This is a genomic window from Sphingorhabdus sp., assembly GCF_050921905.1.
Lineage (GTDB): Bacteria > Pseudomonadota > Alphaproteobacteria > Sphingomonadales > Sphingomonadaceae > Sphingorhabdus_B.
In genome coordinates this window covers 178,539-203,419 of record NZ_CP050888.1, presented here as the reverse complement: position 1 = coordinate 203,419, position 24,881 = coordinate 178,539, and the positions used below count along the sequence as shown (strand labels likewise).

The 24,881-nt window shown below is 55.1% G+C and carries 29 protein-coding genes and 2 tRNA genes; 15 read left to right on the top strand and 16 right to left on the bottom strand.

Features of this window, described 5'->3' with window-relative positions:
- Positions 1–192: 192 nt before the first annotated feature.
- From HEQ18_RS00990 to HEQ18_RS00955, 8 genes are all read right to left on the bottom strand, one after another.
- On the bottom strand, positions 193–747 hold the full coding sequence (locus HEQ18_RS00990; RefSeq protein WP_432816021.1) for a F0F1 ATP synthase subunit B: 555 nt from the start codon (positions 745–747) through the stop codon (positions 193–195).
- 97 nt (positions 748–844) lie between these two features.
- On the bottom strand, positions 845–1,339 hold the full coding sequence (locus tag HEQ18_RS00985; RefSeq protein WP_432815166.1) for an ATPase: 495 nt from the start codon (positions 1,337–1,339) through the stop codon (positions 845–847).
- Between the two features lie 58 nt (positions 1,340–1,397).
- Positions 1,398–1,625 (bottom strand): F0F1 ATP synthase subunit C, encoded by a 228-nt coding sequence (locus HEQ18_RS00980; protein WP_125229901.1) that lies wholly within the window; start codon positions 1,623–1,625, stop codon positions 1,398–1,400.
- 42 nt (positions 1,626–1,667) lie between these two features.
- Positions 1,668–2,423: a F0F1 ATP synthase subunit A gene (locus tag HEQ18_RS00975; RefSeq protein ID WP_432816020.1), complete on the bottom strand. Its 756-nt coding sequence runs from the start codon at positions 2,421–2,423 to the stop codon at positions 1,668–1,670.
- Between the two features lie 67 nt (positions 2,424–2,490).
- Complete coding sequence (locus tag HEQ18_RS00970; protein WP_432815165.1) at positions 2,491–2,808, bottom strand: AtpZ/AtpI family protein; 318 nt, start codon at positions 2,806–2,808, stop codon at positions 2,491–2,493.
- A 178-nt stretch (positions 2,809–2,986) separates the two neighbouring features.
- Positions 2,987–3,379: a YdbL family protein gene (locus HEQ18_RS00965; RefSeq protein WP_397604407.1), complete on the bottom strand. Its 393-nt coding sequence runs from the start codon at positions 3,377–3,379 to the stop codon at positions 2,987–2,989.
- Complete coding sequence (locus HEQ18_RS00960) at positions 3,379–3,618, bottom strand: YnbE family lipoprotein (protein WP_432815164.1); 240 nt, start codon at positions 3,616–3,618, stop codon at positions 3,379–3,381. Before HEQ18_RS00960 ends, HEQ18_RS00965 begins: the two co-directional genes overlap by 1 nt.
- Before the next feature lie 25 nt (positions 3,619–3,643).
- Entirely contained in the window at positions 3,644–6,817 is a 3,174-nt protein-coding gene (locus tag HEQ18_RS00955) for an intermembrane phospholipid transport protein YdbH family protein (protein ID WP_432815163.1), read from the bottom strand.
- Between the two features lie 110 nt (positions 6,818–6,927).
- On the opposite strand from HEQ18_RS00955, the gene radC reads away from it, so the two are divergent.
- Together radC and HEQ18_RS00945 are read left to right on the top strand one after the other, a co-directional pair.
- On the top strand, positions 6,928–7,623 hold the full coding sequence (radC, locus tag HEQ18_RS00950; protein ID WP_296198990.1) for a RadC family protein: 696 nt from the start codon (positions 6,928–6,930) through the stop codon (positions 7,621–7,623).
- Positions 7,624–7,744: 121 nt separating this feature from the next.
- Positions 7,745–8,998, top strand: coding sequence for a multidrug effflux MFS transporter (locus tag HEQ18_RS00945; RefSeq protein ID WP_432815162.1), 1,254 nt, complete (start codon positions 7,745–7,747; stop codon positions 8,996–8,998).
- A 95-nt stretch (positions 8,999–9,093) separates the two neighbouring features.
- On the opposite strand, the gene HEQ18_RS00940 is transcribed toward HEQ18_RS00945, so the two are convergent.
- The 4 genes from HEQ18_RS00940 to HEQ18_RS00925 all read right to left on the bottom strand — a co-directional run bounded on the left by HEQ18_RS00940 (position 9,094) and on the right by HEQ18_RS00925 (position 12,090).
- Positions 9,094–10,542: an amino acid permease gene (locus tag HEQ18_RS00940; RefSeq protein ID WP_432815161.1), complete on the bottom strand. Its 1,449-nt coding sequence runs from the start codon at positions 10,540–10,542 to the stop codon at positions 9,094–9,096.
- Between the two features lie 66 nt (positions 10,543–10,608).
- A complete protein-coding gene (locus HEQ18_RS00935) occupies positions 10,609–10,986 on the bottom strand; it encodes a histidine triad nucleotide-binding protein (protein ID WP_432815160.1) in 378 nt (125 codons plus the stop codon).
- Positions 10,987–11,266: 280 nt separating this feature from the next.
- Positions 11,267–11,581 (bottom strand): phosphoribosyl-ATP diphosphatase, encoded by a 315-nt coding sequence (locus HEQ18_RS00930; RefSeq protein ID WP_432815159.1) that lies wholly within the window; start codon positions 11,579–11,581, stop codon positions 11,267–11,269.
- Complete coding sequence (locus tag HEQ18_RS00925; RefSeq protein WP_432815158.1) at positions 11,581–12,090, bottom strand: MarR family winged helix-turn-helix transcriptional regulator; 510 nt, start codon at positions 12,088–12,090, stop codon at positions 11,581–11,583. Before HEQ18_RS00925 ends, HEQ18_RS00930 begins: the two co-directional genes overlap by 1 nt.
- A gap of 48 nt (positions 12,091–12,138) precedes the next feature.
- On the opposite strand from HEQ18_RS00925, the gene HEQ18_RS00920 reads away from it, so the two are divergent.
- The 3 genes from HEQ18_RS00920 to HEQ18_RS00910 all read left to right on the top strand — a co-directional run bounded on the left by HEQ18_RS00920 (position 12,139) and on the right by HEQ18_RS00910 (position 14,218).
- Positions 12,139–13,239, top strand: coding sequence for a branched-chain amino acid aminotransferase (locus HEQ18_RS00920; RefSeq protein WP_432815157.1), 1,101 nt, complete (start codon positions 12,139–12,141; stop codon positions 13,237–13,239).
- 62 nt (positions 13,240–13,301) lie between these two features.
- A tRNA-Gln gene (locus HEQ18_RS00915) sits at positions 13,302–13,376 on the top strand.
- 155 nt (positions 13,377–13,531) lie between these two features.
- Positions 13,532–14,218, top strand: coding sequence for a response regulator transcription factor (locus HEQ18_RS00910; protein WP_432815156.1), 687 nt, complete (start codon positions 13,532–13,534; stop codon positions 14,216–14,218).
- 40 nt (positions 14,219–14,258) lie between these two features.
- Here the strand turns inward: HEQ18_RS00910 and HEQ18_RS00905 are convergent, their stop codons facing one another.
- Positions 14,259–15,632 (bottom strand): class II 3-deoxy-7-phosphoheptulonate synthase, encoded by a 1,374-nt coding sequence (locus tag HEQ18_RS00905; protein WP_432815155.1) that lies wholly within the window; start codon positions 15,630–15,632, stop codon positions 14,259–14,261.
- A gap of 284 nt (positions 15,633–15,916) precedes the next feature.
- Here HEQ18_RS00905 and petA point away from each other — a divergent pair, with 284 nt between their 5' ends.
- From petA to HEQ18_RS00870, 7 genes are all read left to right on the top strand, one after another.
- Positions 15,917–16,585 (top strand): ubiquinol-cytochrome c reductase iron-sulfur subunit, encoded by a 669-nt coding sequence (gene petA, locus HEQ18_RS00900; RefSeq protein ID WP_432815154.1) that lies wholly within the window; start codon positions 15,917–15,919, stop codon positions 16,583–16,585.
- A gap of 14 nt (positions 16,586–16,599) precedes the next feature.
- Entirely contained in the window at positions 16,600–17,895 is a 1,296-nt protein-coding gene (locus HEQ18_RS00895) for a cytochrome b (RefSeq protein ID WP_432815153.1), read from the top strand.
- A gap of 18 nt (positions 17,896–17,913) precedes the next feature.
- Entirely contained in the window at positions 17,914–18,777 is an 864-nt protein-coding gene (locus tag HEQ18_RS00890; protein ID WP_432815152.1) for a cytochrome c1, read from the top strand.
- Positions 18,778–18,897: 120 nt separating this feature from the next.
- Positions 18,898–18,971, top strand: a tRNA-Gly gene (locus tag HEQ18_RS00885).
- 101 nt (positions 18,972–19,072) lie between these two features.
- The gene (locus HEQ18_RS00880; RefSeq protein WP_432815151.1) at positions 19,073–19,534 is read left to right on the top strand and encodes a tRNA (cytidine(34)-2'-O)-methyltransferase; all 462 of its coding nucleotides are present in this window, start codon (positions 19,073–19,075) and stop codon (positions 19,532–19,534) included.
- On the top strand, positions 19,531–20,388 hold the full coding sequence (gene hemF, locus HEQ18_RS00875; protein WP_432815150.1) for an oxygen-dependent coproporphyrinogen oxidase: 858 nt from the start codon (positions 19,531–19,533) through the stop codon (positions 20,386–20,388). The genes HEQ18_RS00880 and hemF overlap by 4 nt, the downstream gene beginning before the upstream one ends.
- Positions 20,389–20,394: 6 nt before the next feature.
- On the top strand, positions 20,395–20,982 hold the full coding sequence (locus HEQ18_RS00870; protein ID WP_432815149.1) for a GNAT family N-acetyltransferase: 588 nt from the start codon (positions 20,395–20,397) through the stop codon (positions 20,980–20,982).
- On the opposite strand, the gene HEQ18_RS00865 is transcribed toward HEQ18_RS00870, so the two are convergent.
- Positions 20,972–21,715, bottom strand: a complete 744-nt coding sequence (locus HEQ18_RS00865) for a hypothetical protein (protein ID WP_432815148.1) — start codon at positions 21,713–21,715, stop codon at positions 20,972–20,974. The genes HEQ18_RS00870 and HEQ18_RS00865 overlap by 11 nt on opposite strands.
- A gap of 204 nt (positions 21,716–21,919) precedes the next feature.
- Here HEQ18_RS00865 and lipB point away from each other — a divergent pair, with 204 nt between their 5' ends.
- Genes lipB through HEQ18_RS00850 form a run of 3 tightly spaced genes read left to right on the top strand, consistent with a single transcriptional unit; the run spans position 21,920 to position 24,189 of the window.
- Positions 21,920–22,600 carry a lipoyl(octanoyl) transferase LipB gene (lipB, locus tag HEQ18_RS00860; RefSeq protein WP_432815147.1) on the top strand — a complete coding sequence of 227 codons (681 nt, stop codon included), beginning with the start codon at positions 21,920–21,922 and terminating at the stop codon, positions 22,598–22,600.
- A 15-nt stretch (positions 22,601–22,615) separates the two neighbouring features.
- Positions 22,616–22,900: a hypothetical protein gene (locus tag HEQ18_RS00855; RefSeq protein ID WP_432815146.1), complete on the top strand. Its 285-nt coding sequence runs from the start codon at positions 22,616–22,618 to the stop codon at positions 22,898–22,900.
- The gene (locus HEQ18_RS00850; protein ID WP_432815145.1) at positions 22,897–24,189 is read left to right on the top strand and encodes an NADH:flavin oxidoreductase/NADH oxidase family protein; all 1,293 of its coding nucleotides are present in this window, start codon (positions 22,897–22,899) and stop codon (positions 24,187–24,189) included. The genes HEQ18_RS00855 and HEQ18_RS00850 overlap by 4 nt, the downstream gene beginning before the upstream one ends.
- Here the strand turns inward: HEQ18_RS00850 and fdxA are convergent.
- Together fdxA and HEQ18_RS00840 are read right to left on the bottom strand one after the other, a co-directional pair.
- On the bottom strand, positions 24,186–24,524 hold the full coding sequence (gene fdxA, locus HEQ18_RS00845; protein ID WP_296198955.1) for a ferredoxin FdxA: 339 nt from the start codon (positions 24,522–24,524) through the stop codon (positions 24,186–24,188). The two genes, HEQ18_RS00850 and fdxA, sit on opposite strands and share 4 nt — an antisense overlap.
- Before the next feature lie 105 nt (positions 24,525–24,629).
- Positions 24,630–24,878, bottom strand: a complete 249-nt coding sequence (locus HEQ18_RS00840) for an RNA-binding S4 domain-containing protein (RefSeq protein WP_432815144.1) — start codon at positions 24,876–24,878, stop codon at positions 24,630–24,632.
- Positions 24,879–24,881 lie beyond the last annotated feature (3 nt).

Genomic DNA, 24,881 nt, shown 5'->3' with positions numbered 1-24,881 from the left:
ATTGGCAGACTCAATGTCATTCCCGCTTAGGCAGAACGATAGGCATATTCTTCGTCATCCCCGCGAAGGCGGGGATCCAACTCCGGAGCTCTAAGGGAGCAATTACCGGGTCAGGATGATGATATGGCCGGAGTTGGGTTCCCGCCTACGCGGGAATGACGAGGTTTGGCGACGTAGGCTTAGGTCCCGACCCTAGTTCAGGGCCGCAATCGACTGATCGATTAACGCAGCGTCGGCCTTTGCGTCATGATGCGCAGCAATAAGCTGCGCAGCAGCGGCCGCAGCAGCCGTGGCCGCAGTCTTGCGCACATCGGCAATCGCCGCGCGTTCGGCGGCAGCGATTTTGTCTTCGGCAGCTTGCGCACGGCGGCCAATCAACGCGGTTGCGTCGGACTTGGCGCGCGATACGATCAACTTGGCTTCTTCTTCCGCCGCAGCCTTCATCGCTTCGGCGTCAATCGCCGCTTGCTTCGCCTTGGCTTCATATTCGGCTTTGATGGCTTCCGCTTCGGCCCGCAGAGCTGTCGCCTGATCCAACTGCTGCTTGATGCCCGCAATCTGTTTGTCCAGCGCGCCCGCGATCACGGCGGGAACCTTTTTCCAAATAGCGAGCGCAAGCACCACCAACATCGCCAAAGCGACGAGCATCGTTGCGTCAAAGCCAAGCGCCGATGGCTTGGCATGTTCGCCGGCTATTGCTGTCTCAGTGCCCGAATGGGTCAAAGGGACGGCATCGTCCTCCAACATATCAAGTGCCTTTTCGGATTCCTGTAATTTGCCTACGGGTGCGGCCATATTGCTTGCGGGTGCCGCGACGGTAGCCGCTTCGGTTGCAACTGGAGGATTAGCCATGCAACATTACCGCCTTCACTGCTGTTGCGGCTTGCGCAGGTGTGACCTTGGCGCCGGAAACCTTGGCGACGATATCAGCCGCAGCGTCTGCTGCAACGGCCTCAATGCCTGCGAGTGCTTTGGCTGTCGCCTTAGACAATGCTGCTTCAGCCGCAGCGACCTTTATGCTGACTTCGGCATCGGCCTTCGCCAGACGCGCATCGGCGTCTTTGGCGGCTTTCGCCTTAGCAGCGGAGGATTTGGCTTGCGCCTCGTTTCGTGCCGCCGTCAGGTTGGCAGCACCGCTGTCACCCAGATTGTTGGCCTCTGACCGTGCATGTTCGGCAGCAGCAAGGTCGTCCGCAATCTTGCGATTACGGGCATCCATCGTTGCTTCCACCTTTGGCAACATGACCCGGCCGACCGTAAAATAGATCAAGCCAAAGACAATCAACAGCCAAAAGAACTGCGATGCATAGGTTTCAAGGATCTGACTAATCTGGGGCATATTATGCGTTCGTCCTTATGAAAGAATGCCCCGGCGCAGTGCCGGGGCGAACCGTCAGTTAGGCAACGAAGATCAGGATCATCGCGATAACGAACGCGAGCAGACCAAGAAGTTCGACGGCGGCGAAGCCGATGAACAGACGGCCCTGCTGGCTGTCAGCGGCTGCTGGGTTACGCAACGCGCCCTGAAGGAACGAGCTAAAAACGTTACCAACACCGCCAGCGGCGATGCCAGCACCAATTGCTGCAAGACCGGCACCGATCATTTGGGCTGCTTCTGCGTCCATGATAATAACTCCTGTTAAAAAATAAACTTAGTGGTTGAAAACTTAATGCAAATTGACGGCGTCGTTGATGTACAGCGACGTCAAAAGCGCGAAAACATAAGCCTGAATTGCACACACGAGCAGTTCAAGCAGGGTAATACCAATCATCAGCAGAAAAGCTGGGAAGCTCACAATCAGCGGCACCCAAGCGGCTTCTGCATTCAGGCCGTTGATCACAAATCCGGCGAGCACCTTCATCATGATATGTCCTGCCGTCATGGCGACGAACAAACGCAGCGCGAGGCTGAATGGACGGATCATGAAGGAGAAAAGCTCAATAACCGGGATTAGCCAGAGCAACCACCATGGCGTGCCCTGCGGGACGAACAGGCTGAAGAAATGTAGGCCATGCTTCCAGAAACCAACGACCAAGACAGTGCCGAAGCTGAACAATGCCAAGACGGCAGTTACCGTCAGGTGGCTTGTAATCGTGAAGGGATGCACGCCAGGGACGATGCCAAAGGGCATCATTCCCATGAAGTTCGCCATCAGGATGAACATGAACAACGAGAACACCAAGGGCACATATTTCTTGCCCTCGGGACCGACATTTGCGGTCAACATGTTGTTGATGAAGCCAGTGGCACCCTCGACCGCCATTTGCCAGCGACCGGGAACCATTTCGCGCTTCATTCCGCCCGCCATAAAAACCCACAAAGCGCCAAGGACAAGCACCATGAACAACGAAGAGTTGGTGAAGGAGACGTCATAGCCACCAAGTTGAAGCTGCGCGAGCGGTTCAATCTTGAACTGGTACATCGGATCGATTTTGCCGCTTTCGCCTGCCACGTTCACTACCCTGTTATATACACGTCAAGCGCCCAGATTAGTCCGGACGCTCTGCTGAAATCTTTATAATATTCCTGAAGGCGACCGCGATGCCCAAAAACATGCAGACCAACAGAAGCGCAGGCGCGACACCCAGAAGCCGGTCCAATAACCAGCCAACCAAAGCACCACCAGCCGGACCAGCAATCAGTTCGGTCAAAACCCTGTTCCCTTGCCGCATTCCTTTGGCTGGAACCTGATCTTTACCTGCGCGTTCTGCTTCGGCCTTCCGCGCCGCTTTCAGCTGCATGTCTAACGAATCGAGCCGAGCGTCACTTTTGCCTTTGCCATCCTGCCCGGAATTGTCCGACGTCATGTGATTGCATCCTCTTTAACAAAGGGAACCACCACGAAATCGGGGCAACCCCGCCTAGGCAACGGCGCTTTAGGAGAGCGTCTGCGCCAAGTCAACAGCGCGCCTGCAAGAATGTTGCGACGCAATAGAAAAGGCCGCAGCATCTCTGCTGCGGCCTATCCAAACTATGTTGGCAGTCTCACTGCGGACAGCGCGGGTCCAGTTCGGGCGCGCTTCCGTCACGGGTTTTCCACGCACCCGACGGCGTCTGGTATTTTTCGCCAGCGACCATACGTTCTGCAATCAGGCGGCAGCCCGTACGCAAGGCCATTTCCTCAACGGTTGCACCATTTGCCAGGGCCTCTTTTGAATACACGGCCTTGCGCTTAATATTGATATCCTCGACCAACGCGCGAACCGACGACGAGGGCGGAACAACAAAGCCCAGATAACCGTCTGATTTTTCGCCGACCTGCCCGCTTTCCCGTGCGCTTTGATAGGCGGGGTCCCGGCCCGACTGGAAGGCCATCGCGCTTGTTGCGGTGACACCCAGCAACAACGCCGCGATGATCATTTCAACAGAGTCTCTCATCAAAATACTCCCGGGTTATTTTCAATCACTTTTTTGGACGGCGCCGACAGCTTGTATAAAATCTCCTGCCGGATTGCGATGTTGAGGTTGATGACGATTGGCTTGTCAGGCGCGGTGACTTGCACGCATCCTGCCAAAACCGAGGCCATCAACGGCATGAACAAGAAGATCGTTTTTCCCATGTTGGAACGAATCGCATTATCCGTGCGGTTCGTCAATTGATCGCGGTTTTGCGCCATGTTCGCTTTCCCTATGCTGAATGGTTCATTCATGTGTTGGTTCTTCTTTAATTTCTGCGGACTCCGTTTTCGCGTTCTGCTTTCTCTGCGCGTCGAGCAAAGATTTCAGATCGCGGTCCGCCGCATAATTGGCATCATAAAGCCCACGGATAGAGCCAATGAGCTTCATGAATTCCGCAGTCACACTGACGTTGAATTTGATTGGGATACGCGCCAGTTGCCGCGTGATGAAGTTGCGTTTTGCCAATGCGCCCTGTTGCACACCCGTAAAGCTTATTTCGGTCACGATTTCCCCGCCAAGGTCGCCCTCCACGTCAATGGTCAAACTGGAATAGCGTATAGAGCGCAAGGCGTTAAAGGCATAGTTGGCGAACATACCCATATCTTCATAGGCCAGTTCGCCGAGATAGCTGACCTCCCCGCCGCCAGCACGCGACACCAGGGTGCCGCCGACAATCCGGCCGCCATCTTGGTTGAAAACCATCGGCAAGGTCCCGTCAAACACGCCGGTGACGCGCAGATTCTGGAAATCATATCCAGCCAGCAGCTTTTCCGCATCAACGCCAATGGCGCGGAAGGTCAGTCGGCGTTCGGACTCAACCCCGAAATCGAGGACGGTTGGCTCAAGCACCAATTCTCCGCCCGCAAATGGCCAGCGACCCGATTCAATCGCCACCTGCCGATTGGACAGCAATCGGTAGCTAACCGTTCCGCCCAGTGCAGCTATGCCTGGGTTAACCGACCCAAGCATCGCGATTTGGCCCGATGCGGTTTCGAGGCCCAAAAGGTCGGAAAACACGATTTCGGTCGCCAGCCCCTCAACCGGGCCGAAGGCGGCGGCCAAGTTCATATCGCGCGTGGACACACGACCAGTGCTGCGCACCCCATCTGTGTCCCACGCGATACGGCCATCGCCCGAGACGCTGCCATCGACATAGGCGGCGACGCCCAAGACAAGCGCCGTGAGCAGGTCGGGTTGAAAGCCTGCATTGAAGCGCAGGTCATCCACCGCGAGCAAGGCGCGTCCGTTACTGTTGCTGAGGTCATGGCGGATATCGACATCCGAAACGCGGGTGCCAGTTGTGGGTTCAACCAAATGGCCGGTCGCGGTGATGATGCTGTTTTCGAGCGACAGCAGCATATCGGGCAGCAGCATGGGCATGAACCGGTCGACCTGATCCGCATCCAACACATTCATCCGCGCGTTGAGGGTGAGAGTTCCGGCAAGGTAACGCCATGCGCCCGACGCCGCGTCAATCAGCAGCGGCACGTTGCCAATCTGCCCCGCGCCGCCCGTCAGCGTGCCGAAAGCGCCGCCTTGGCCAAATCTGCCATCAAGGCTGGCGATGTTGAAAACAGAGCGCGCGTCCGGTTGGCCGAGCTCGACGACCACATCTTTGGCGGCAAAACCATCGGCAAGGCTGAAGCGGACATTACTGCCGCGCGCAGCGAGGGGTGCGCCACCAAGCGTGCCCAAAGCGTTGAAGCCTGCGAGTTTGGTGGCAAAGCGAAGTTTACCGTGGCGCAAGGCGAGCATCGGGCGGCCAGCATCAGGGCAAAGCCGGAGCGATTGGCCTCGTAACATAAGGCTCGACACGTTCAACGCGTCAAATCGGACATTCTGGCAGCTGTCATACAAGGTGAAAGCCCCAGCATTATAACGACCCGATATCGGGATGTTCAGGCCCGTGACGAATCCACCCGGCAACGGCCCAGACATCCGCGCCTGTCCGGCAAAGCGCCATGCGCCATTGGGGACACCGTTAAAGGCAAGTTTGGGCACCGTAAGCTTCGCCCCGCCAGAGGCATAAGGCGCAATAACCAGATTGCCAGACCAGTTCTGACCCGATTGCGCGAGCGAAAGGGTGGCAGCGGGCACATTGGGTCCGGAAAGCGCCAATTGCGCAGGCGCATCCAGTCGCCATCCGGTCGCGGTTCCCGTCACGCCAAAAGAACCATTTTGTCGCACACGCACAGCTGATGCACTGGTGAACGCAAGGTCCGCGATGCTTGTCCCACGCCGACCCTGAAAATCCTGATAGCTATCAAAATCGAGGCTGGCGGAAAATTGATCGCCAGCGCGTTCGAGCACGGGTGCCATGCGCGCGATTATGGGGCCAACTGGTGTGTCCTTCGTTTGTGCGGCCAGGTCACGAAGGCCCGTGATTGTGCCGCGATCAAATGCGCCGCCGATGATGGAGGCATCGCCTCGGGCAGACAAAGCCATATGGCCGTCTATGAGACCAGCGGTTCCTTTCGCCGCCAAAGCCAACCGACGCGCCGACAGCGGGGCGGAACGCAATGAACCCTTAACCATGGCAAAGTCGAAATTGGTGCGCGCCAATTTGCCATCAACCGACAGCTTGCCGGATATGCCCCGCAACTGAGCTTGCGATATTCTGAGCGCATCTGCCGCATAAGCGAAAGTGCCGTCCCAAGCATCAAAGCGTTCTGACAGCTTTAGATTGGCCTCAAGAAGCGGCGCGACGAGCGCGATGCCCGCTTCGCTGCATGATGCTTTGGCGGACGTCATTGGCCCGATTAAACGCGGCTCACGCCATTCGAGCAGCAGCTTGCCATCAAATTTCATGTCCGCCGCGCTGCATCCCGCCGCCTTCACAACCGGGGCGCGCAGCGACAGATGGCCCGCAAAACGGTTCCGCAGCAGGCCGCTGCCATTGAGGCTAGCACCGATAACACCCCATGGTGTATCAATCCGCGCGCGGGCGTTTTTAATGGTTACCGCGATATCGGGCCACTCAAACGGCTCGGCGGACTTAGGGTCGCGGAATTTGTCGAGTTCGCCGAAGGACAAGGTGCCATCGGCATAACGCCCGCGCAGAATGACGCCGTCCGCGCGGACGTTGCGCAAAGTTGCGCCGTCGAAGTTCAGGGCCAAGTCAATTTCGACTCGCTTTGCGGTAAGGTCGGGGCGTGCCGGATCGCCGATAACAAGGTCGCGGATACGCTGGGTGCGGAAACCGATGGTATCGATTTTGTAGCTTGCCTTGATACCCCGCTCTGCAAACGCATTTTGCACAAAACGGTCGGCGATATTGTTGCGCTGAGTCCATGCGAATAGCAACAACAGCGCAAGCAAGATGCCAACGCCGCCGAAAATGCGCCGCTTCCACTGTGCGCCTCTATCGGGTTGCACATCGACATCGCCCGTCGGTGTTTCGTCGGCAGGATCCTGCATGCCACTCAAATGCGGGAAAGGCCGACTGGTTGCAACGCCATTTGCATGATGCGACTTGCGTCCGACGAAAAAATAGCAGAAAAGAACTATATCACAACAGGATAGACCTGATGACAGATATTGCGGACAAGACGGAACATCATGGCACAGGCCACCGCGCGCGTTTGCGTAAGCGTTTGTTGGAGAAAAATGGCGAGAGCCTGCACGATCATGAATTGATCGAATATCTCCTCGCGCTCGCCATTCCACGCCGAGATACCAAGCAGATCGCGAAGGATTTGATTCACCGTTACGGCAGCCTGTCGGCCTTGCTGACCGCAGACGCCGACAGTATCTTGCAAGAAAAATGGATGGGCGAAACCAGCGTTGCGGCGTTGAAGATAGTCCAAGTGGCGGCGCTTCGCCTGCTCAGCGAACCCGTGCGCGAGTTGCCGATCCTGTCGTCGTGGCAATCTTTACTCGATTATCTGCGCGCCGATATGGCGCATCTGACGATTGAGCGCGTGCGCACGCTGTATCTTAACAGCAAAAACATGCTGATCCGCGACGAGGTGGCGAGTGAGGGTTCCGTCGATCAAGCCGCCATTTACACCCGCGAAGTTATCCGCCGCGCGATGGACCTTGGCGCAGCAGCAATTATTCTTGTGCACAACCATCCCAGCGGGGACAGCGCCCCCAGCCGCCAAGATATCGCAATGACACGCGACATTGCGGATGCGGGGAAAAAGTTCGGTATAGCCGTGCACGACCACATCATCATTGGCAAAAACGGTTTCAGCAGCATGCGCAGCTCGGGGCTTATTTAGGGTCAGGAGCTATTAAATCCACCTTCGCGGCGTCAAAATGGCCTCAAACCGCGAAGGTGGAGTTAAGTGGTCCTGACCCTAAGGGGTGGCAAAATGGTGGCCGCTCCCGCATAGCGACAAAATGCCATCCCCTACTCCCGTTAAGAAATCCATTGGTCCGCGTGAGCTGACCGTTATGATGTCGTCGCTCATGGCGCTCAATGCGCTGGCGATTGACGCGATGTTGCCCGCCTTCCCTGCCATGGTGCGGGGCCTTAACCTCGCCGAGCCGAATCATATCCAATATATCATCTCGACCTTTCTGGCTGGCACAGGAATCGGTGCGCTCATTTACGGTCCATTGTCCGACCGTTATGGGCGAAAGCCGATATTGTTGATTGCAACTATTGGTGCGGCGATAGCTTCGCTGGCCTGTTCCTTTGCGCCTGATTTTGAAATCATGCTGATCATGCGCTTTATCCATGGGCTTTTGGCGGCTGCCATGGGCGTTCTCGTGATTTCGGTCATCCGGGACCAGTTTGAAGGCGACGCCATGGCGCGGCGCATGTCGACTATCTTCCTCATCTTTATGATCGTGCCAATTATTGCGCCGACAATTGGCCAGTTGGTGTTGCTTTTCGCTAGCTGGCGGGTGATTTTTGACCTGATGGCCGTCATCTCCGTCGCCGCCGCTATCTGGGTTTATCTGCGCTTGCCCGAAACATTGGCACCCGAAAATGTCATTCCGATTCAGCCAAAGACGCTCGCTAAGGCTTGGAAGGCTGTTGTCCTTAACCGCAACGCGGCCGGCTATATGATTGGCGCTGGCGTCACGCAGGGCGCTTTGTTCGGCTATCTCAACAGTTCGCAGCAGATGTTTGACAAGGTGTTCAACGCTGCGGATTTCTTCACCATTGGCTTTGCGATCGTCGCCATTGGTATCGCGGTGTCCAACTTCACCAATTCGCGCATCGTCGAACGCTTTGGCGCGCGCCGTGTGTCGCAGACCGCTTTGTTGACCTTTATCGCATTGGGCGCGTTGCAACTGCTTGCGGCGCGTTATGCACCAACATCCTTGCCGATCTTCCTGATATTGCTGACCGGTAACATGGCGATGATCGGTTTCATCGGCTCCAACTTCTCGTCGATTGCGATGACCCCCTTTGGCCATGTCGCAGGTGCGGCCTCGTCATTTCAGACCTTCGTCCGCACGGCGCTTGCGGCATCGCTTGGTGCATTTATCGGGCAGCAGTTTGACGGCACAGTATATCCCGTCGCTTTTGGGTTCCTGTGCTGCGGGTTGGTCGCACTTGGCTTTGTCCTGTGGTGCGAGAAAGGGAGGCTGTTTACGCGGCCCGGCACGACCCAGCCCCTGCCCGTCACCCCGCGCAATTAAGGCAAAGAAAAGGGGCGCCGAAGCGCCCCTGTCTTATTGTTATTTAGCAACAAATTTACGAAATTGCCGCTAGACCGCTTGTCGGCGCTCCTATGTTACGCAATCCCCTGGCCAACATGGCTCCGGCGGCGGCTGTATAAGAAATATACGACCAGACCGATTATTGTCCAACCCAGGAACATGAGTTCCGTGTAACCGGAAAGTTGGAAGAACAGGAACACGCAACCTGCGGCAGCCAAGGGGCACACCAAGAAGTACAAAGGTGTACGGAATGGCCGAGCGCGGTCGGGATTGGTCCGACGCAAAATCATGACACCGACCGCAACGGTAAAGAATGCGAACAAAGTACCAGAATTTGAAATGTCGGCCAACTTGCCCACAGGGAAAAGTGCAGCAAACAATGCCACAAATACACCCGTGCACAAGGTTACGACATGCGGTGTTCCGTATTTCGGGTGAAGTTTGGAAAACACGTCCGGCAGCAATCCGTCGCGCGCCATCACAAAAAAGATGCGAGTTTGCCCAAACATCATCATCAAGATAACCGAAGGCAATGCAATGGCGGCTGAAATAGCGACGAGCTTACCGGCCCAACCGTGACCGATTTCATTAAGCACGAATGCCAAAGCTTCTTTCGATTGCGACAGTTCACCTCCGGGTTGAGCCCCAACAGCGCCAGTGGCACCTGCGGCAACCAACATGTAGATGATCGTGCAAATCGCCAGCGAGCCGATCAAACCGATCGGGATATTCCGTTGAGGATTGATTGTTTCTTCTGCTGCTGTTGAAACGGCGTCGAAACCAACATAAGCGAAGAAAATGGATGCCGCCGCAGCCGCAACGCCGACCGTGACCATATTATTCGTAATCGGATCGACCACTTCCTTGGCAAAAAAACCGTTCGGGCTAAATGGCTGGAAGTTCTCTGCGTTCATTGCTGGCAATGCCAAGACAAGAAAGAGCATGAGGGCCGCTACCTTGATGGCGACCAAGATTGCGTTAAAACGCGCGCTTTCCTTAGTTCCAATCAACAATAACGCCATGCACAATAAAGCGATGAGCATAGCGGGAACGTTGATAATGCCGGGATTCGCGTCAAATGGTCCCGCAACGAAGTCATTGCCGACCTCTATCGCAAATATGTTTTCGACCAGCCCAACCATATATCCGGACCAGCCAACCGACACAGCCGAAGCCGCAATGGCATATTCAAGAACAAGTGCCCATCCGACAATCCACGCAATAATTTCGCCAAAAGTGGCATAGCTATAGGTGTAAGCTGACCCTGAAACCGGCACCATGGATGCCAATTCGGAATAACATAATGCCGCCAGTCCGCAAACCACCGCAGCGATGACAAAGCTAACCATCATGGCAGGACCGGCCTTATTTGCAGCCTCAGCTGTCAAAACAAAAATGCCGGTACCAATGATGGCACCAATACCTAACATGGTAAGCTGAAAAGCCCCCAGCGTTCGCGTGAGCGATTTTTTCTCAGCCGTAGCCAAGATCGCATCAAGCGGCTTTACGCGCCCGAAAATCATATTCGTCTCCCCAAAAAAAAACTCCAACGCTGACCTAAACACTCCGTGCGTCAGCGCAACTTAATTTCACCGCATAAGCATGGGTCCGAGGGGTTTTCCACCAAAAATATGGACATGCAGGTGCGGAACTTCCTGATGCGCGTCCATTCCGATGTTGGCGAGCAAGCGATATCCGGGTTCCAGCAGCCCCAATTCGCGCGCAAGTTGGCCGACGGCGCGGACAAATCCGGCTATTTCCGCGTCGCTGGCTTTGGCGCTGAAATCGTCCCAACTGACATAGCGACCTTTGGGAATCACCAGCACATGGAGGGGTGCTTGCGGGTTGATGTCGTCAAAGGCCAAGGCCCATTCATCCTCGAACACCTTGCGGCACGGTATCTCGCCACGCAGGATTTTGGCGAAGATATTCTGGTCGTCATATTCCAGTGTCGGATCAATCGGCATGCCTTACTCCTTAGGGTCAGGACCACTTAAATACACCTTCGCGGTTTGAGGCCATTTTGTTCAGTGCCAGGCGGCAAGCGCAGGACTTAGTGTTTCTAAGTCCAAGCTTGCCAACGTGGCAATGGACAAAATGGGTCAAATCCGAAGGACGCCAAAATGGCTTCGATCTCGAAACAAAATGCCCTTGCAGGCAGAATGACTGCCTGCGGAGGACATTTTCCTTCGATATCTTTGCCATTTTGACGCCGCGAAGGTGCATTTAAGTGGTCCTGACCCTAGCTTATGTCCGCGCTGCTTTCTCGACCAAGCCGGACACGCCTTCCCTGCGGTCCAGTTCAGCGAGCACATCGTCCAGCGATACACCCACATCACGCAGCAAAATCATTAAGTGAAAAATAAGGTCCGCCGCTTCAGCAGTGACATCCGCCCTGTCACCCGACAGCGCCGCGATAATCGCCTCGGTCGCTTCTTCGCCTACTTTTTGCGCGATTTTGCCGCGTCCTCTGGCGAATAAAGATGCGACATAGCTGCTGTCAGGGGCGGCGTCCGCGCGCTGGGCAATGGTGTGTTCAAGCCTTAGGAGTGTATCGCGCATCAAATATCTTTCTGTAAGGCGACGACCATGGCCTTGTCCTCAGCGGGGATCAAGCCTTCGAGGACGCGCCAGAAGCCTGTGACGGATTCCTGACCCGCCGCGGCATAAGCCGACGCCAAGCTGTTACGCAACGCATCAAATAATTGCGCTTCGAACTGAATGCCCTCAGGCGTGAGTCGCAAGAGTTTCTGACGCCGGTCGACATTCCCCATACGCGTTTCCACAAGCCCCCTGTCCCCCAAATCGGTAAGGACGCGGCCAAGCGATTGTTTCGTGATTGCGAGGATTTTAAGTAACGCGCTGATCGGCAGGTCGGGCTGGCGCGCAATGAAATACAGGGCGCGATGGTGCGCACGGCCAAGGCCATGTTCCGCCAGCCCTTCGTCAATTGCGCGGGTAAGCCGCGTATATCCAAAGAACAAAAGCTCAACCCCGCGCCGCACCTCATTCTCACGAAGGAACAGAGGTGACGCGGTCGGGGTGACCGAAATAGAAGATGGGACAGCCATATTGACGTATCTTGGCCTAGCCCATAGGACAGTGCAAGACCCTAATGAATGAGAGCATCGATGAACGCTGGCGCATTTCCTTTTGAGGCAAACCTGAATCCGGTCGATCCCAATGAACGCGCCGCGCGGCTGATCGACCCCGGTTTTGGCCGGGTGTTCACAGACCATATGGTGACAATCCGTTATTCGGACGACAAGGGTTGGCACGACGCAAAGGTCGGGCCACGCGCGCCCCTGACGCTCGACCCTGCGACGGCCGTTTTGCATTATGCGCAAGAGATTTTTGAAGGGCTAAAGGCCTATCGCCTTGCCGACGGCGGGATGGCCTTGTTCCGCCCCGAACAAAATGCCCGCCGTTTCCAACGCTCGGCAAAGCGCCTGGCCATGCCCGAATTGCCCGAAGAGATGTTCCTGCAAGCATGCAAGCAATTGGTTGATGTCGATAAGGACTGGTTTCCACCTGTTGACGGCGGCTCCATTTATCTGCGCCCATTCATGATCGCGAGCGAAGTGTTTCTGGGCGTGAAGCCATCCGCAGAATATCTGTTCATGGTCATTGCGTCTGCGGCGGGCAATTATTTCAAAAGCGGCGCGCCGGCAATTTCGATCTGGGTGTCCGAACAATATACCCGCGCGGCACCCGGCGGCACGGGCGCGGCAAAATGCGGCGGCAATTATGCCGCCAGCCTCGTCGCACAATCCGAAGCCATTAAGCAAGGTTGCGACCAAGTCGTGTTTCTCGACGCAGCCGAACATCGCTGGGTGGAGGAACTGGGCGGCATGAACCTGTTTTTCCTGTTCGATGACGGGTCGATCATCACACCGCCCGCCGACGGTACAATATTGGAAGGCATCACCCGCGATTGCGTGATGACTTTGGCGCGCGCGCAAGGGTTGAACGTGCGCGAGGAACGCTACGCCATCGACCAGTGGCGGGCCGATGCGGAATCGGGGCGCTTGGTCGAAACCTTCGCCTGCGGAACGGCTGCGGTCGTCACGCCAGTTGGAAAAGTGCAGTCCGCAAAGGGCAGTTTTACCATCGGCGCAGGCGGTGCGGGGCAGATGACTCAGCAAATCCGGTCAAAACTTGTGGATATCCAGCGCGGAATTGCCGCAGATGCCCATGGCTGGGTGCAGCGCATTGATTAAGAAGTTGCGCAATAAGATTCCCGCGATATAAGCCGCCCGAACTGGCCAGATTACTGGCTTGCTGGGGCGTCGCCAAGCGGTAAGGCAGCGGCTTTTGATGCCGCCATTCGCAGGTTCGATCCCTGCCGCCCCAGCCATTTATGCACATACTGCGCATCTAACACTTCCAGAATTTTTGTAAAATTGTGTAACTTTTCGTAAAATTTTGTATACTATCTAGTAACTAAGTAATATATCGTTAGATACATCTTATCGCCGTTATACCGGCGGGCTGCTGAGGGGTGGTGCTAGGATGAGAGTGTTTATTGCCGACTATGGTGTGGATGTTGTTGATTATCTTAAACAGATAGTCGAAGACTTAGGATATATTGCCGTCGGTTGCACCGACAAAAATGCTTTTACGGAGATATTGTCGCGGGAAGCATTTGACCTCGTCATACTGGATTGGACTATTCGCACAGGGGACAATATGCCCCTGCTTGCATGGATGAATAGGTCTTTGCCCAGACGACCTCCGGTTATCATGATGGCGAAACGGTCTGCCAAGCGCGATATTACAGAAGCGTTAAATGCCGGCGCTGACGATTACATTACCAAGCCAGAAAGCCGTAATGTTATTGCCGCACGGATCAACGCTTTGCTGCGTGGCAATGCTGTGGGGGGCACATTTGATACTGAAGTCATATATGGCGCCTACAAAATGGACCGGCTCGAGCAGAGCGTTACAATCAACGGACAGACCGTCATTTTGACCGCCAAGGAATTTGAGTTGGCGGAAATGTTTTTCAAAAATACAGACCGGACCTTGTCGCGTAATTATATTATGCAAACCATTTGGCGGACGACGGCATCGCTCGCGACACGCACGTTAGATATGCACATATCGAGGGTGCGGGCGAAGTTGGCTTTGCGTCCCGAAAACGGCTTCCGGATTTCCACGGTTTTCGGGTACGGTTACCGTCTCGAAACTGCGCATTAAGAAGTAAGCAGTAAAATGTGAGCATTACAAAAAGGCCGCTTTAAGCGGCCTTTTTCGCGCGTCCCGCTATTTCCTGATTCAGCATTTCGGCCAACAGAAACGCCAGTTCAAGCGACTGCGCCGCGTTTAGGCGTGGGTCGCAATGTGTGTGATACCGATCTGCCAGACCTTCATCAGTCACGGCAATGGCCCCGCCAGTACACTCGGTGACATTCTGCCCCGTCATCTCGATATGGATACCGCCGCCAAAGCTTCCCTCGGCGCGGTGCACAGCAAAGAAGCCGCGCACTTCAGCTAAGATACGTTCAAACGGGCGGGTTTTATATCCGCTAGCTGATTTGACGACGTTGCCATGCATCGGGTCACAGGACCAGATGACGGGATGCCCTTCACGTTGCACGGCGCGCACCAAGGACGGGAGCCCAGTTTCTACCTTGTCATAGCCGTAACGCGAGATCAGAGTGATCCGCCCTGCCTCACGCGCTGGGTTCAGCGTATCGAGCATCCGCAACAATGCATCGGGTTCAAGGCTTGGGCCACATTTCACGCCAATGGGGTTGCCGATACCACGCAAAAATTCGACATGGGACGACCCCTCGAACCGCGTCCGATCACCAATCCACAAGAAATGTGCTGACGTATCATACCAGCCGCCGGTCAGGCTGTCCTGACGCGTCATCGCTTGCTCATAAGGCAGCAACAAGGCTTCATGGCTGGTGTAAAAGCTCGTTCCCTTAATTTGCGGCACTGTTTCGGGCGTAATGCCGCACGCTTCCATAAAGGCCAGCGCCTCGCTGATACGATCTGCGGTTTCTTTATATTTCTGTGCCCATGGCGAACGGCCCATATAATCATGCGTCCAGGCGTTGACCTGCTGCAGATTGGCATAGCCACCGCTGGAAAAGGCACGCAGCAGGTTCAATGTTGATGCCGCCTGACTATAGGCGCGAATCATACGCGCCGGGTCTGGCTCACGTCCCTCGGCAACAAATTCAATATCATTGATGATGTCCCCGAAATAGCTCGGCAGCTCAACGCCGTCTATTGTTTCGGTCGGTGTCGAGCGTGGCTTGGCAAATTGTCCCGCCATGCGCCCAAGTTTGACCACAGGTAACTTGCCCGCGAAGGTCAGCACGACCGCCATTTGCAAGATCACGCGGAACGTATCGCGGATGTTATTCGGATGAAATTCGGCAAAGCTTTCGGCGCAGTCGCCGCCTTGAAGCAGAAACGCCTTACCTTCCGCTACTTTCGCAAGATCGGCAGTGAGGTTTCGCGCTTCGCCTGCAAAAACCAGCGGCGGATAATTACGCAGCGTATTTTCGGTGGCCGACAACGCGGCAGCATCCTTGTAGGCAGGCATGTGAATGCCCGTTGCGTCTCTCCAGCTTTCAGGCGTCCAATTCGTCGCCATGGGTCATACTCCAACAATAATCGAATAAAATTTGCGTCCTTTAGGCGTAACATGTTGTCGGTAGCAAGTGTTAGCGCCTAATTTCCGTTGGTTTCGCAAAATGCAACCAAGCTGGCGTCGTTTGCTACATTGGCAACCAAATTGCCTGTTGGCAATTGATTGGAAAGACGTCTATGTGGCCGCTGAATCGCCCCTGCCGTGCGCCATTTTGGTGGACGCGGTTGGAGTGAGAAGATTTCGTCGGTATTGCGGGGTCCAGTTCCGCGACGCAAAAAGGGCAGATTATGTCGACAGTCAAAAAAACAAATGGCTCCGGGAAAAAACCGGTTAAAGCGCCAAAGGGCCCCGTTGCAGCCGCTTTGAATGCGGATAGTGCGACGTCGGGCGGTATTCCTACGGAAGACCTGGGCGTTGAAAACAATGATAAGGCGCCAGGCGTCCGCCGCCGCGACTTCATCCACATCGCAACCATTAGCTTCGCTGGCGTAGGCGCTGCCGCCGTTGCAATGCCGATCATATCGCAGATGAGCGCAAGCGCTGACGTGCGGGCCTTGGCCTCTATCGAAGTCGACATATCCAAAATTGATCCTGGCATGGCGATGAAGGAAATCTGGCGCAAACAGCCTGTATTTATCCGCAACCTCACGCCTGCTGAAATCGAAGCGGCTAACAAGGTCGATGTCGGTGCATTGCGCGATCCGCAGACGCTTGCCGACCGTACGAAACCGGGCAAGGAAAACTGGCTCATCACGCTTGGCGTTTGCACCCATTTGGGCTGCGTGCCTTTGGGTGCCGCCGCTGGCGAAGTTAAAGGTGAATATGGCGGCTATTTCTGCCCTTGCCATGGTTCGCATTATGACACTGCCGCACGTATCCGGAAGGGCCCAGCCCCGACAAACCTCGTCGTTCCGGAATTCGCATTCATTTCTGACACAGTCGTTAAAATCGGTTGAGGAGCTAGAACGTAATGAGCTTCCCTTGGGCACAAGAGTATAAGCCGCAAGGCACAGTAAGTAAGTGGGTCGATGAACGCCTGCCCTTGCCGCGTCTGGTTTATAACGCAGTCGGCGCAGGTTATCCCGTGCCACGTAACCTGAATTATTTCTGGAACTTCGGTGTCCTTGCGGGCGTCGCTTTGGTTATCCAGATCGTAACCGGCATCGTCCTTGCCATGCATTATTATGCAAGCATCGACGGAGCGTTCAACAGCGTTGAGCATATCATGCGCGACGTGAACGCTGGCTGGTTCCTGCGTTATGCGCACATGAACGGCGCCAGCTTCTTCTTCATCGTTGTCTACATTCACATTTTCCGAGGACTTTTCTACGGATCGTATAAAGCGCCGCGTGAAATGATCTGGCTGCTGGGCGTCACTATCTTCCTTTTGATGATGGCTACTGCGTTCATGGGCTATGTGCTTCCATGGGGCCAAATGAGCTTCTGGGGGGCGCAGGTTATCACTGGCTTCTTCTCGGCGATTCCGTTGGTAGGTGAACCATTGCGTCAATGGCTCCTCGGCGGCTTTGCGCCAGACCAAGCGGCTCTGAACCGCTTCTTCTCGCTGCACTATCTGATGCCATTCGTTATTGCTGGCGTCATCATCCTGCACATTTGGGCATTGCACATTCCAGGATCATCGAACCCGACGGGTGTTAGCGTCAAGGGCGAACAGGACACGGTTCCATTCCACCCTTATTATACCGCAAAGGACGGCTTTGGCCTTGGGATCTTCTTGATCTTCTTCGTTGCGGTGACTTTCTTTGCGCCAAATATGTTGGGCCACCCCGACAACTATATCCCCGCAAACCCGCTTTCGACGCCTGCGCACATCGTGCCTGAATGGTATTTCTTACCATTTTATGCGATTTTGAAGGCATTCACCGTCGATTTCGGCATCCCCTTCACAGGTATCATCATCATTGAAGCCAAGTTGATGGGCGTGCTTGCGATGTTTGGTTCGATTCTGCTGCTGTTCTTCCTGCCATGGTTGGACACGTCACCAGTGCGTTCGGGCCATTATCGTCCGCTGTTCCGCAAGTTCTTCTGGTTTGGCCTAATCCCATGCTTGGTCCTATTGACCTATTGCGGCGGAAAGCCCCCTTACACCCAGTGGGTTATTCTCAGCCAGATTGCAGCGGCTTATTATTTCGCCCACTTCTTGATCATCTTGCCGATAGTCTCACGCATTGAACGGCCGCTCCCGCTGCCTAATTCAATCACCGAAGCCGTCACCGGCAAACCGCTTGAAACAGCGGCTGCGTAAAACAGGGAAAGCAGTATCATGGTTCGTTTAGTTGCTTTTTTAGTAGGCCTGTTTTTCAGCGGCATGCTTTTGATTGGCCTTGGGGATACGGTTATCAAGGCCATTCAGGAACCTGCACAGCCCTCGGCTGAGTATGAGTTTCACGAAACGCCACTTGCCGTCAGCTTTGCGCATGACGGTCCGTTCGGCAAGTATGACCGTGGCCAGCTACAGCGTGGATTGAAGGTATATGCCGAAGTATGCGCGGCGTGCCACAGCCTAAAGCTTGTCGCCTTCCGTGATTTCGCGGCATTGGGTTACAATGAAGACCAGGTGAAGGCACTTGCCAAGGCTTGGAAAACCGAAGTGCCAAGCATCAACCCTGAAACGGGTGAACCGGCCTCGCGCCCTGGCATTCCTGCAGATAAAATTCCTTCGCCATTTGCGAACGAAACTGCCGCACGTGCGGCCAACAACAATGCGCTTCCACCCGATCTTTCGCTGATCACAAAGGCGCGCGCTGATGGCACGGCCTATGTATATTCCTTGTTGATGGGCTACCGCAATCAAGCGGGTTATAAGAATGCAGAAGGCAAAGAGCTGCTGAAGGAATTCCCTGAAGCCTCGACGTCTGCCGGTCTGCACTTCAACCCATGGTTCGCAAATTTGAACATCGCAATGGCCGACCCGATCGTGGGTGATGATCAGGTTACCTATGATGATGGGACGAAGGCCACCAAAGAGCAGATGGCGAAAGATGTTTCTGCATTCTTGGCATGGACAGCAGAGCCAAAGATGGAAAACCGCAAGAGCGCAGGTTGGGCGGCATTGGGCTTCCTGATCATCTTCACCGTGCTTGCGTGGATGTCCTACAAAACTATCTGGGCAGACAAAAAGCATTGATAGGGTGAAACCTATTTTTTGAAGGGGCCGCTTTTGCGGCCCTTTCTTTTGCAATGAGGGCGTTGACGCTGTGGCCGGATAATGGCAATAGCGGCGCTTCAAACGGCCAATTGGTCCGTCGCGGGTATAGCATAGTGGTAATGCACTAGCCTTCCAAGCTAGCTAGAGGGGTTCGATTCCCCTTACCCGCTCCAATTTTCTTGCCTTACAAGCGCATCATGCAGACACGCATGGTTGCCTGTGCCATATGTTGCGCGCTAATCGGACCCTATAAGTTTTCAGCAGGGAGTTCGTTATGCGCATTGCGCTGTATCAGCCGGATATGGCCGGAAATGTCGGAGCGGTTTTGCGCACGTCGGCCTGCTTTGGCGTCATATGCGATATCATCGAGCCTTGCGGCTTTGCCTTTTCCGAACGCGCATTGAAACGATCAGGCATGGATTATATGGAACATGTCCAGCTTCAGCGTCATGCCGACTGGTCGGCCTTTCTCGAAACTTTGGACGGCGCGCGGATCGTCTTGATGTCCAGCAAGGCGTCTACCCCGCTTCCACAATTCACATTTCGTCCCGATGACATCATTCTCATGGGGTCCGAAAGCAAGGGGGCGCCAGCGCAAGTGCATGCACGTGCCGACGCGCGCGTGTGTATTCCGATGGCCGCAGGATTTCGATCCTTGAACATTTCGGTATCGGCTGGCATCGCTTTGGCAGAAGGTCTTAGGCAGACCCATTCATTCCCGAGAGGTGAGAGATGACCCTGATATTAGATCAACGCCAACAGGCCGCGCGGACATGGTTCGAATCGCTTCGCGACAGCATTTGCGCGTCGTTTGAAGCGATTGAGCGTGAGGCAGGGTCCGACGTGTCGTTTGAATATACCCCATGGGACCGCAACGACCATGATGGCTCCCCCGGTGGCGGCGGTGTCCGCGGGGTGATGAAGGGCAAGGTTTTCGAGAAAGTCGGTGTCAATGTGTCGACCGTCGGCGGCAGCTTCAACCCCGAATTTGCCAAAACCATTCATGGTGCGGCTGAAGACCCCAGTTTTTTCGCGACGGGTATCAGCCTCGTAGCGCACATGGCAAACCCGCATGTGCCCGCGGTGCATATGAACACGCGTTATCTGGTTACAACGAAAAGCTGGTTTGGAGGCGGTGCCGATCTTAACCCGCCTATTCCCTATGCGGAAGACACGGACGACTTCCATGCGCGCCTCCGTGCGGCCTGCGCGCCTTTTGGCCCCGATGTGTATGAACGTTATCGCAAATGGGCGGACGAATATTTCTGGATTCCGCACCGCAACGTCCATCGCGGCGTCGGCGGGATATTTTACGATCATCTCGAAAACACGAGCGACGCATTGTTTGAACAGAATTTCGCGTTCACCCGCGATGTCGGCAATGCCTTCCTCGACATCTTTCCAAAGCTCGTCCGCCGCCGCATGAACCAACCTTTCAGTGCCGAAGAAAAGCAGACGCAATTGCGCTGGCGTGGCCTCTATGCCGAGTTTAACTTGGTATATGACCGTGGCACGGCCTTTGGATTGAAGACTGGCGGCAATGTCGACGCGATATTGATGAGCCTACCACCCGAAGTTGTATGGACCTGAACCCACATGGTATTTAGCCCGATTGCCCATGGTGAACTTGGTGCCATTGTAACATCGTTGGAAATGACGCGCCGTCCGCCGTTGCGGCCGCTGCCAGCGTCAGAGCTGCGATTGGAACAATGGCAAGCGCCAACGGCAGATAGGTACCGCACGCTGTATCGCCGGATTGGCGAACCATGGCTTTGGTTCTCCCGGCTCGCGCTTAACGACACCGACCTGTTGCACATCATCCACGACCCTGCAGTGCGAATCTTTGCCGTTCTGGACCGGCGCGGCATTGAGGTCGGGATATTGGAGCTTGATTTCCGGCAGGCCGGACAATGCGAGATTGCCTTTTTCGGCCTTGTGCCAGAGTTGGCTGGCAAGGGTCATGGCAAATGGCTGATGGCGATGGCGCTACAATTGGGCTGGGCGGAGGCCGACGTTCAGCGGATGTGGGTGCACACCTGTACGCTTGATGGTCCCCAGGCGCTGGCCTTTTACCAAAGGTCCGGTTTCACCGCCTATCAACGGCAGTTGGAAACCTTCCCCGATCCACGCCTTCATGGCCTCATACCGCGCGATGCTGCGCCGCATATCCCGCTTATAGGTTAGGTGTCTGCGCGGAAAGCTGACGGTTGACGGCGACTAACATCAATATGAAGGCCACGGCCTCCAAAGCAACAAACAGCGCCTTGACGGCGGACTCGACAATCGGGACGCCATCTTCGCCAGCTATCGACTGGCAAATGGCGACGATCGCGGCATCGGCCACACCGGCGAAAATGCGCACTATGACAGCAACGAAAAGCATCAAGAACAGAATCGTCCAACCGCAATTACTTGTAACGCGCCAAGTCCGGATGATGGATTTGTTTATACCATCCCCCGCATCCTGCGTGACGACGGCGGGCAATATTGCAAAGCGGCCAGAAAGATAGAGGCCGGGTATTATCAGCAGAAAAAATCCAGCCAAGGTGGCCCAGCCAACGAGCAAGCTTGCAAGCAAATAAGGGAGGAATAATGCTGCTGCGATTCCAAGAGCATCCCCCACTTTTTCCAAGCGACGACCCGACATCAGCACGTACAGCGACAGGCTGCCATATATGGTTACCAACATCGTCGGCACAAGAACGCGCCAGTTGGCTTCGAAATAGCGGCTGATTTCCACGACAGCCTGATTCGAATTGCCCAGATTTTCAAAGATCAGCGGCGGCACGAGAAATGCCGAAATCCATGCCGACATGAAAATGAAGAAACCTGCGATTGCCGCAATCGCCTCTTTATGCGCCGCAAGCAAAGCCCGCGCGTCAGTCCAGACAGCGCGATAATCAAGCTTCTTTGGCATAACTTCTCCTTAGGGTCAGGACCACTTAAATCCACCTTCGCGGTTTGAGACCATATTGTTCAGTGCAAGGCGGTAAGCGCAGGGCTTAGTGGTTCTAAGTCCAAGCTTGCCAACGTGGCAATGGACAAAATGGATCAAATCCGAAGGACGCCAAAATGGCAGACATATGCGGTGGCAAGCCGCTTGCAATATGCTAAAGGGCGCATGATGATTTTGGATCACAATATCGACTGGGACATATCAACAGGCCTAATACCTTATCCAGACGCGCTAAAGCGGATGGAGGCGTTGCAGGGGGCCATCCGTGATGACAACGCAAGAGAGCTTATTTGGCTGCTGGAACACCCGCCCTTATACACCAGCGGCACCAGTGCGGACCCCACAGAACTACTCAGCCAGCAATTTCCAGTCTATGACACGGGGCGCGGCGGGCGATACACTTATCATGGGCCGGGTCAGCGCGTTGGCTATGTCCTATTGGACCTTGCCCGCCACAGCAAGGATGTTCGCTGCTACGTCCATGCGTTGGAAGGCTGGGTGATACATGCGCTTGGCCATTTTGGTATCGAAGCCCGACGCGCCGAAGGGCGCATCGGCATTTGGTGCGACACGCAAGACGGCCGAGAGGCGAAAATCGGCGCGATTGGCGTACGTATTCGCAAATGGGTCACAATGCATGGCTTTGCCGTAAATATTTCGCCTGATCTCAACCATTTTTCCGGCATCGTACCCTGTGGGATATCGGAATATCCGGTAACCAGCCTCGCCGCGTTAGGTATCAACGCCACCCTATCAGATTTTGATACCGCTTTGCTTTCCACTTTCCCCGATTTTCTCAATAGTCTTGCGAAAGCAGATGAAAATTGTACGGTCTCGCAGACTTAGACCGACGAGGATATTATGCGCTTTTGCAACTTTACGCCTGCCCTTGCCATGATGCTGCTTTTGTCCGCATGCGGCGGTTCGACGGAAGATAATCAGGCGACCGAAACGCGCATGGATAATCTCGACAGCCTAGAAGGCACGATCAGCGACGACATGATCAACACGGACGAAGCCATTGATGATGTGCCGGTTCAGTCTGGCGCAGATGTGTCGGCACCTGTCGCAAGCGGGGATGCTGCCCCAGCCAAAACTGATGCAGCAGACACGGCAAAAGTCGAAGCGTCCGGCGATTCCGAGTGAGACTAAGCAACACGCTGACGCTACCTTGCGGGGCCGTGCTTAACAACCGCATCGCAAAGGCCGCAATGACCGAGGGACTTGCCGACCCATTGGGTCGTCCGACACCTGAATTGCAACGCCTATATGGCATTTGGTCCGATGGCGGCGCTGGCCTGCATATTTCGGGCAATATTCAAATTGATGCGAACCATCTCGAGCGCCCTGGCAACGTCTTTTTTGACGGACATCCCGACGCCGAGATGATGACAGCCCTCCAATTCTGGACAAAGGCTGCGACCCACAACGGCAATCATTTCTGGGCACAGATCAGCCATGCCGGACGGCAGACGATGCGCGCGGTCAACCCGCGTCCCAAGGCACCTTCTGCGGTCAAGCTGGGGTTACCCGGTGGACAATTTGGTACGCCTGTCGCCTTAACCGAGGACGAAATCCTTAACCTCATTGGCCGCTTTGGTCAGGCCGCATTACATTGCAAAAATGGCGGATTTACTGGCGTTCAGATCCATGCCGCGCATGGCTATCTGATTTCGCAGTTCTTAAGCCCACGGTCGAACCAACGCTCCGACCGCTGGGGCGGAAGCCTTGTGAACCGCGCCCGTTTCCTGATGTTCACGATAAACACTGTGCGCATATTGGTCGGACCCGAATTCCCCATTTCCGTCAAATTGAACAGCGCCGATTTCCAGCGCGGCGGCTTTGCCTTTGAGGACAGCCTGCAAGTGGCCCGATGGTTGCAGGATGCGGGTGTGGACCTCATCGAGATTTCGGGCGGCACTTATGAGCAACCCAAGCTTCTTGGCATTCAAGGCATGGAGGCGGAAGAAGCCCAGAATGTCGCAGAAACCACGCTCTCCCGCGAAGCTTATTTTGTTGATTTCGCCCAAGCGATGAAGGCCGAGTTGAAAATACCCCTGATGGTTACAGGCGGTTTCCGCAGCGTATCGGCAATGGATCAAGCATTGTGCAACGGCGGTGCCGACGTCATCGGCCTTGCCCGGCCATTATGCGTGATGCCCGAAGCGCCAAAGAGGCTGCTCGGTGGTATGGCGATGTTACCCAAGGTCGAGAACCAATTGAAGCTGCTGCCTAAATGGCTTTCAAGCCTACGCAAGATCAAGTTGGTCCGCAGCATGGAGGGGTTTGCCACGCAATATTGGTTTTACAGCCAGATATTCGCCCTCGGCCGCACGGGCCACACAGCACCAGACATGACGGTTTTTGCCGCGTTACGTGAAGTGGAAGCCTATCAGAAAGACTGGTTAAAGGCGTCCCGCGCCGCGAGAGCTTAATCGCCCTCGCCGGGGTCGGGGCTGAAATATTTGTCGAACTTGCCTTCTACGCCCTTAAACTCATCTGCATCAGCAGGCGGTTCACGACTTGAGGTGATGTTCGGCCATTCCGCGCTATAGGTCGTGTTCAATTCAAGCCATTGCTCCAGACCGTTTTCGGTGTCTGGCAAGATCGCTTCTGCTGGGCATTCAGGTTCGCAGACGCCGCAATCGATGCATTCATTGGGGTTGATGACGAGCATATTGTCGCCTTCATAAAAGCAATCCACCGGACACACTTCAACGCAGTCCATATATTTGCAGCGGATGCAGGCATCGGTAACGACATAAGTCACTTGCGGAAATCTCCCAAATGCGGCGACGGAGTAGCCGTTGTAGTTTTCTGCCTATTGCGAGGCGCGGGGGGAAGTCAACGGCGGAATGCAACTGCCTGCCAATTTTTAGTCTATGCGCTGATAGCAAAGCAATGCCTCACAGGCGGGACCACGCCGTAATGGCGTCGACAGTAGTTTGAACGTTACCACAGCTTCGCCAATGGGCAATGTGATGACATCGCCGATGGCGATGGGCAGGCTACCCTTTTCCACCCGGCGACCGTTGACTCGGACATGCCCGGTCTCCGCCCAATTTTGGGCAAGCGTCCGGCTCTTGGCAAATCGCAGAAAGAACAGAAGTTTGTCGATCCGCAACTT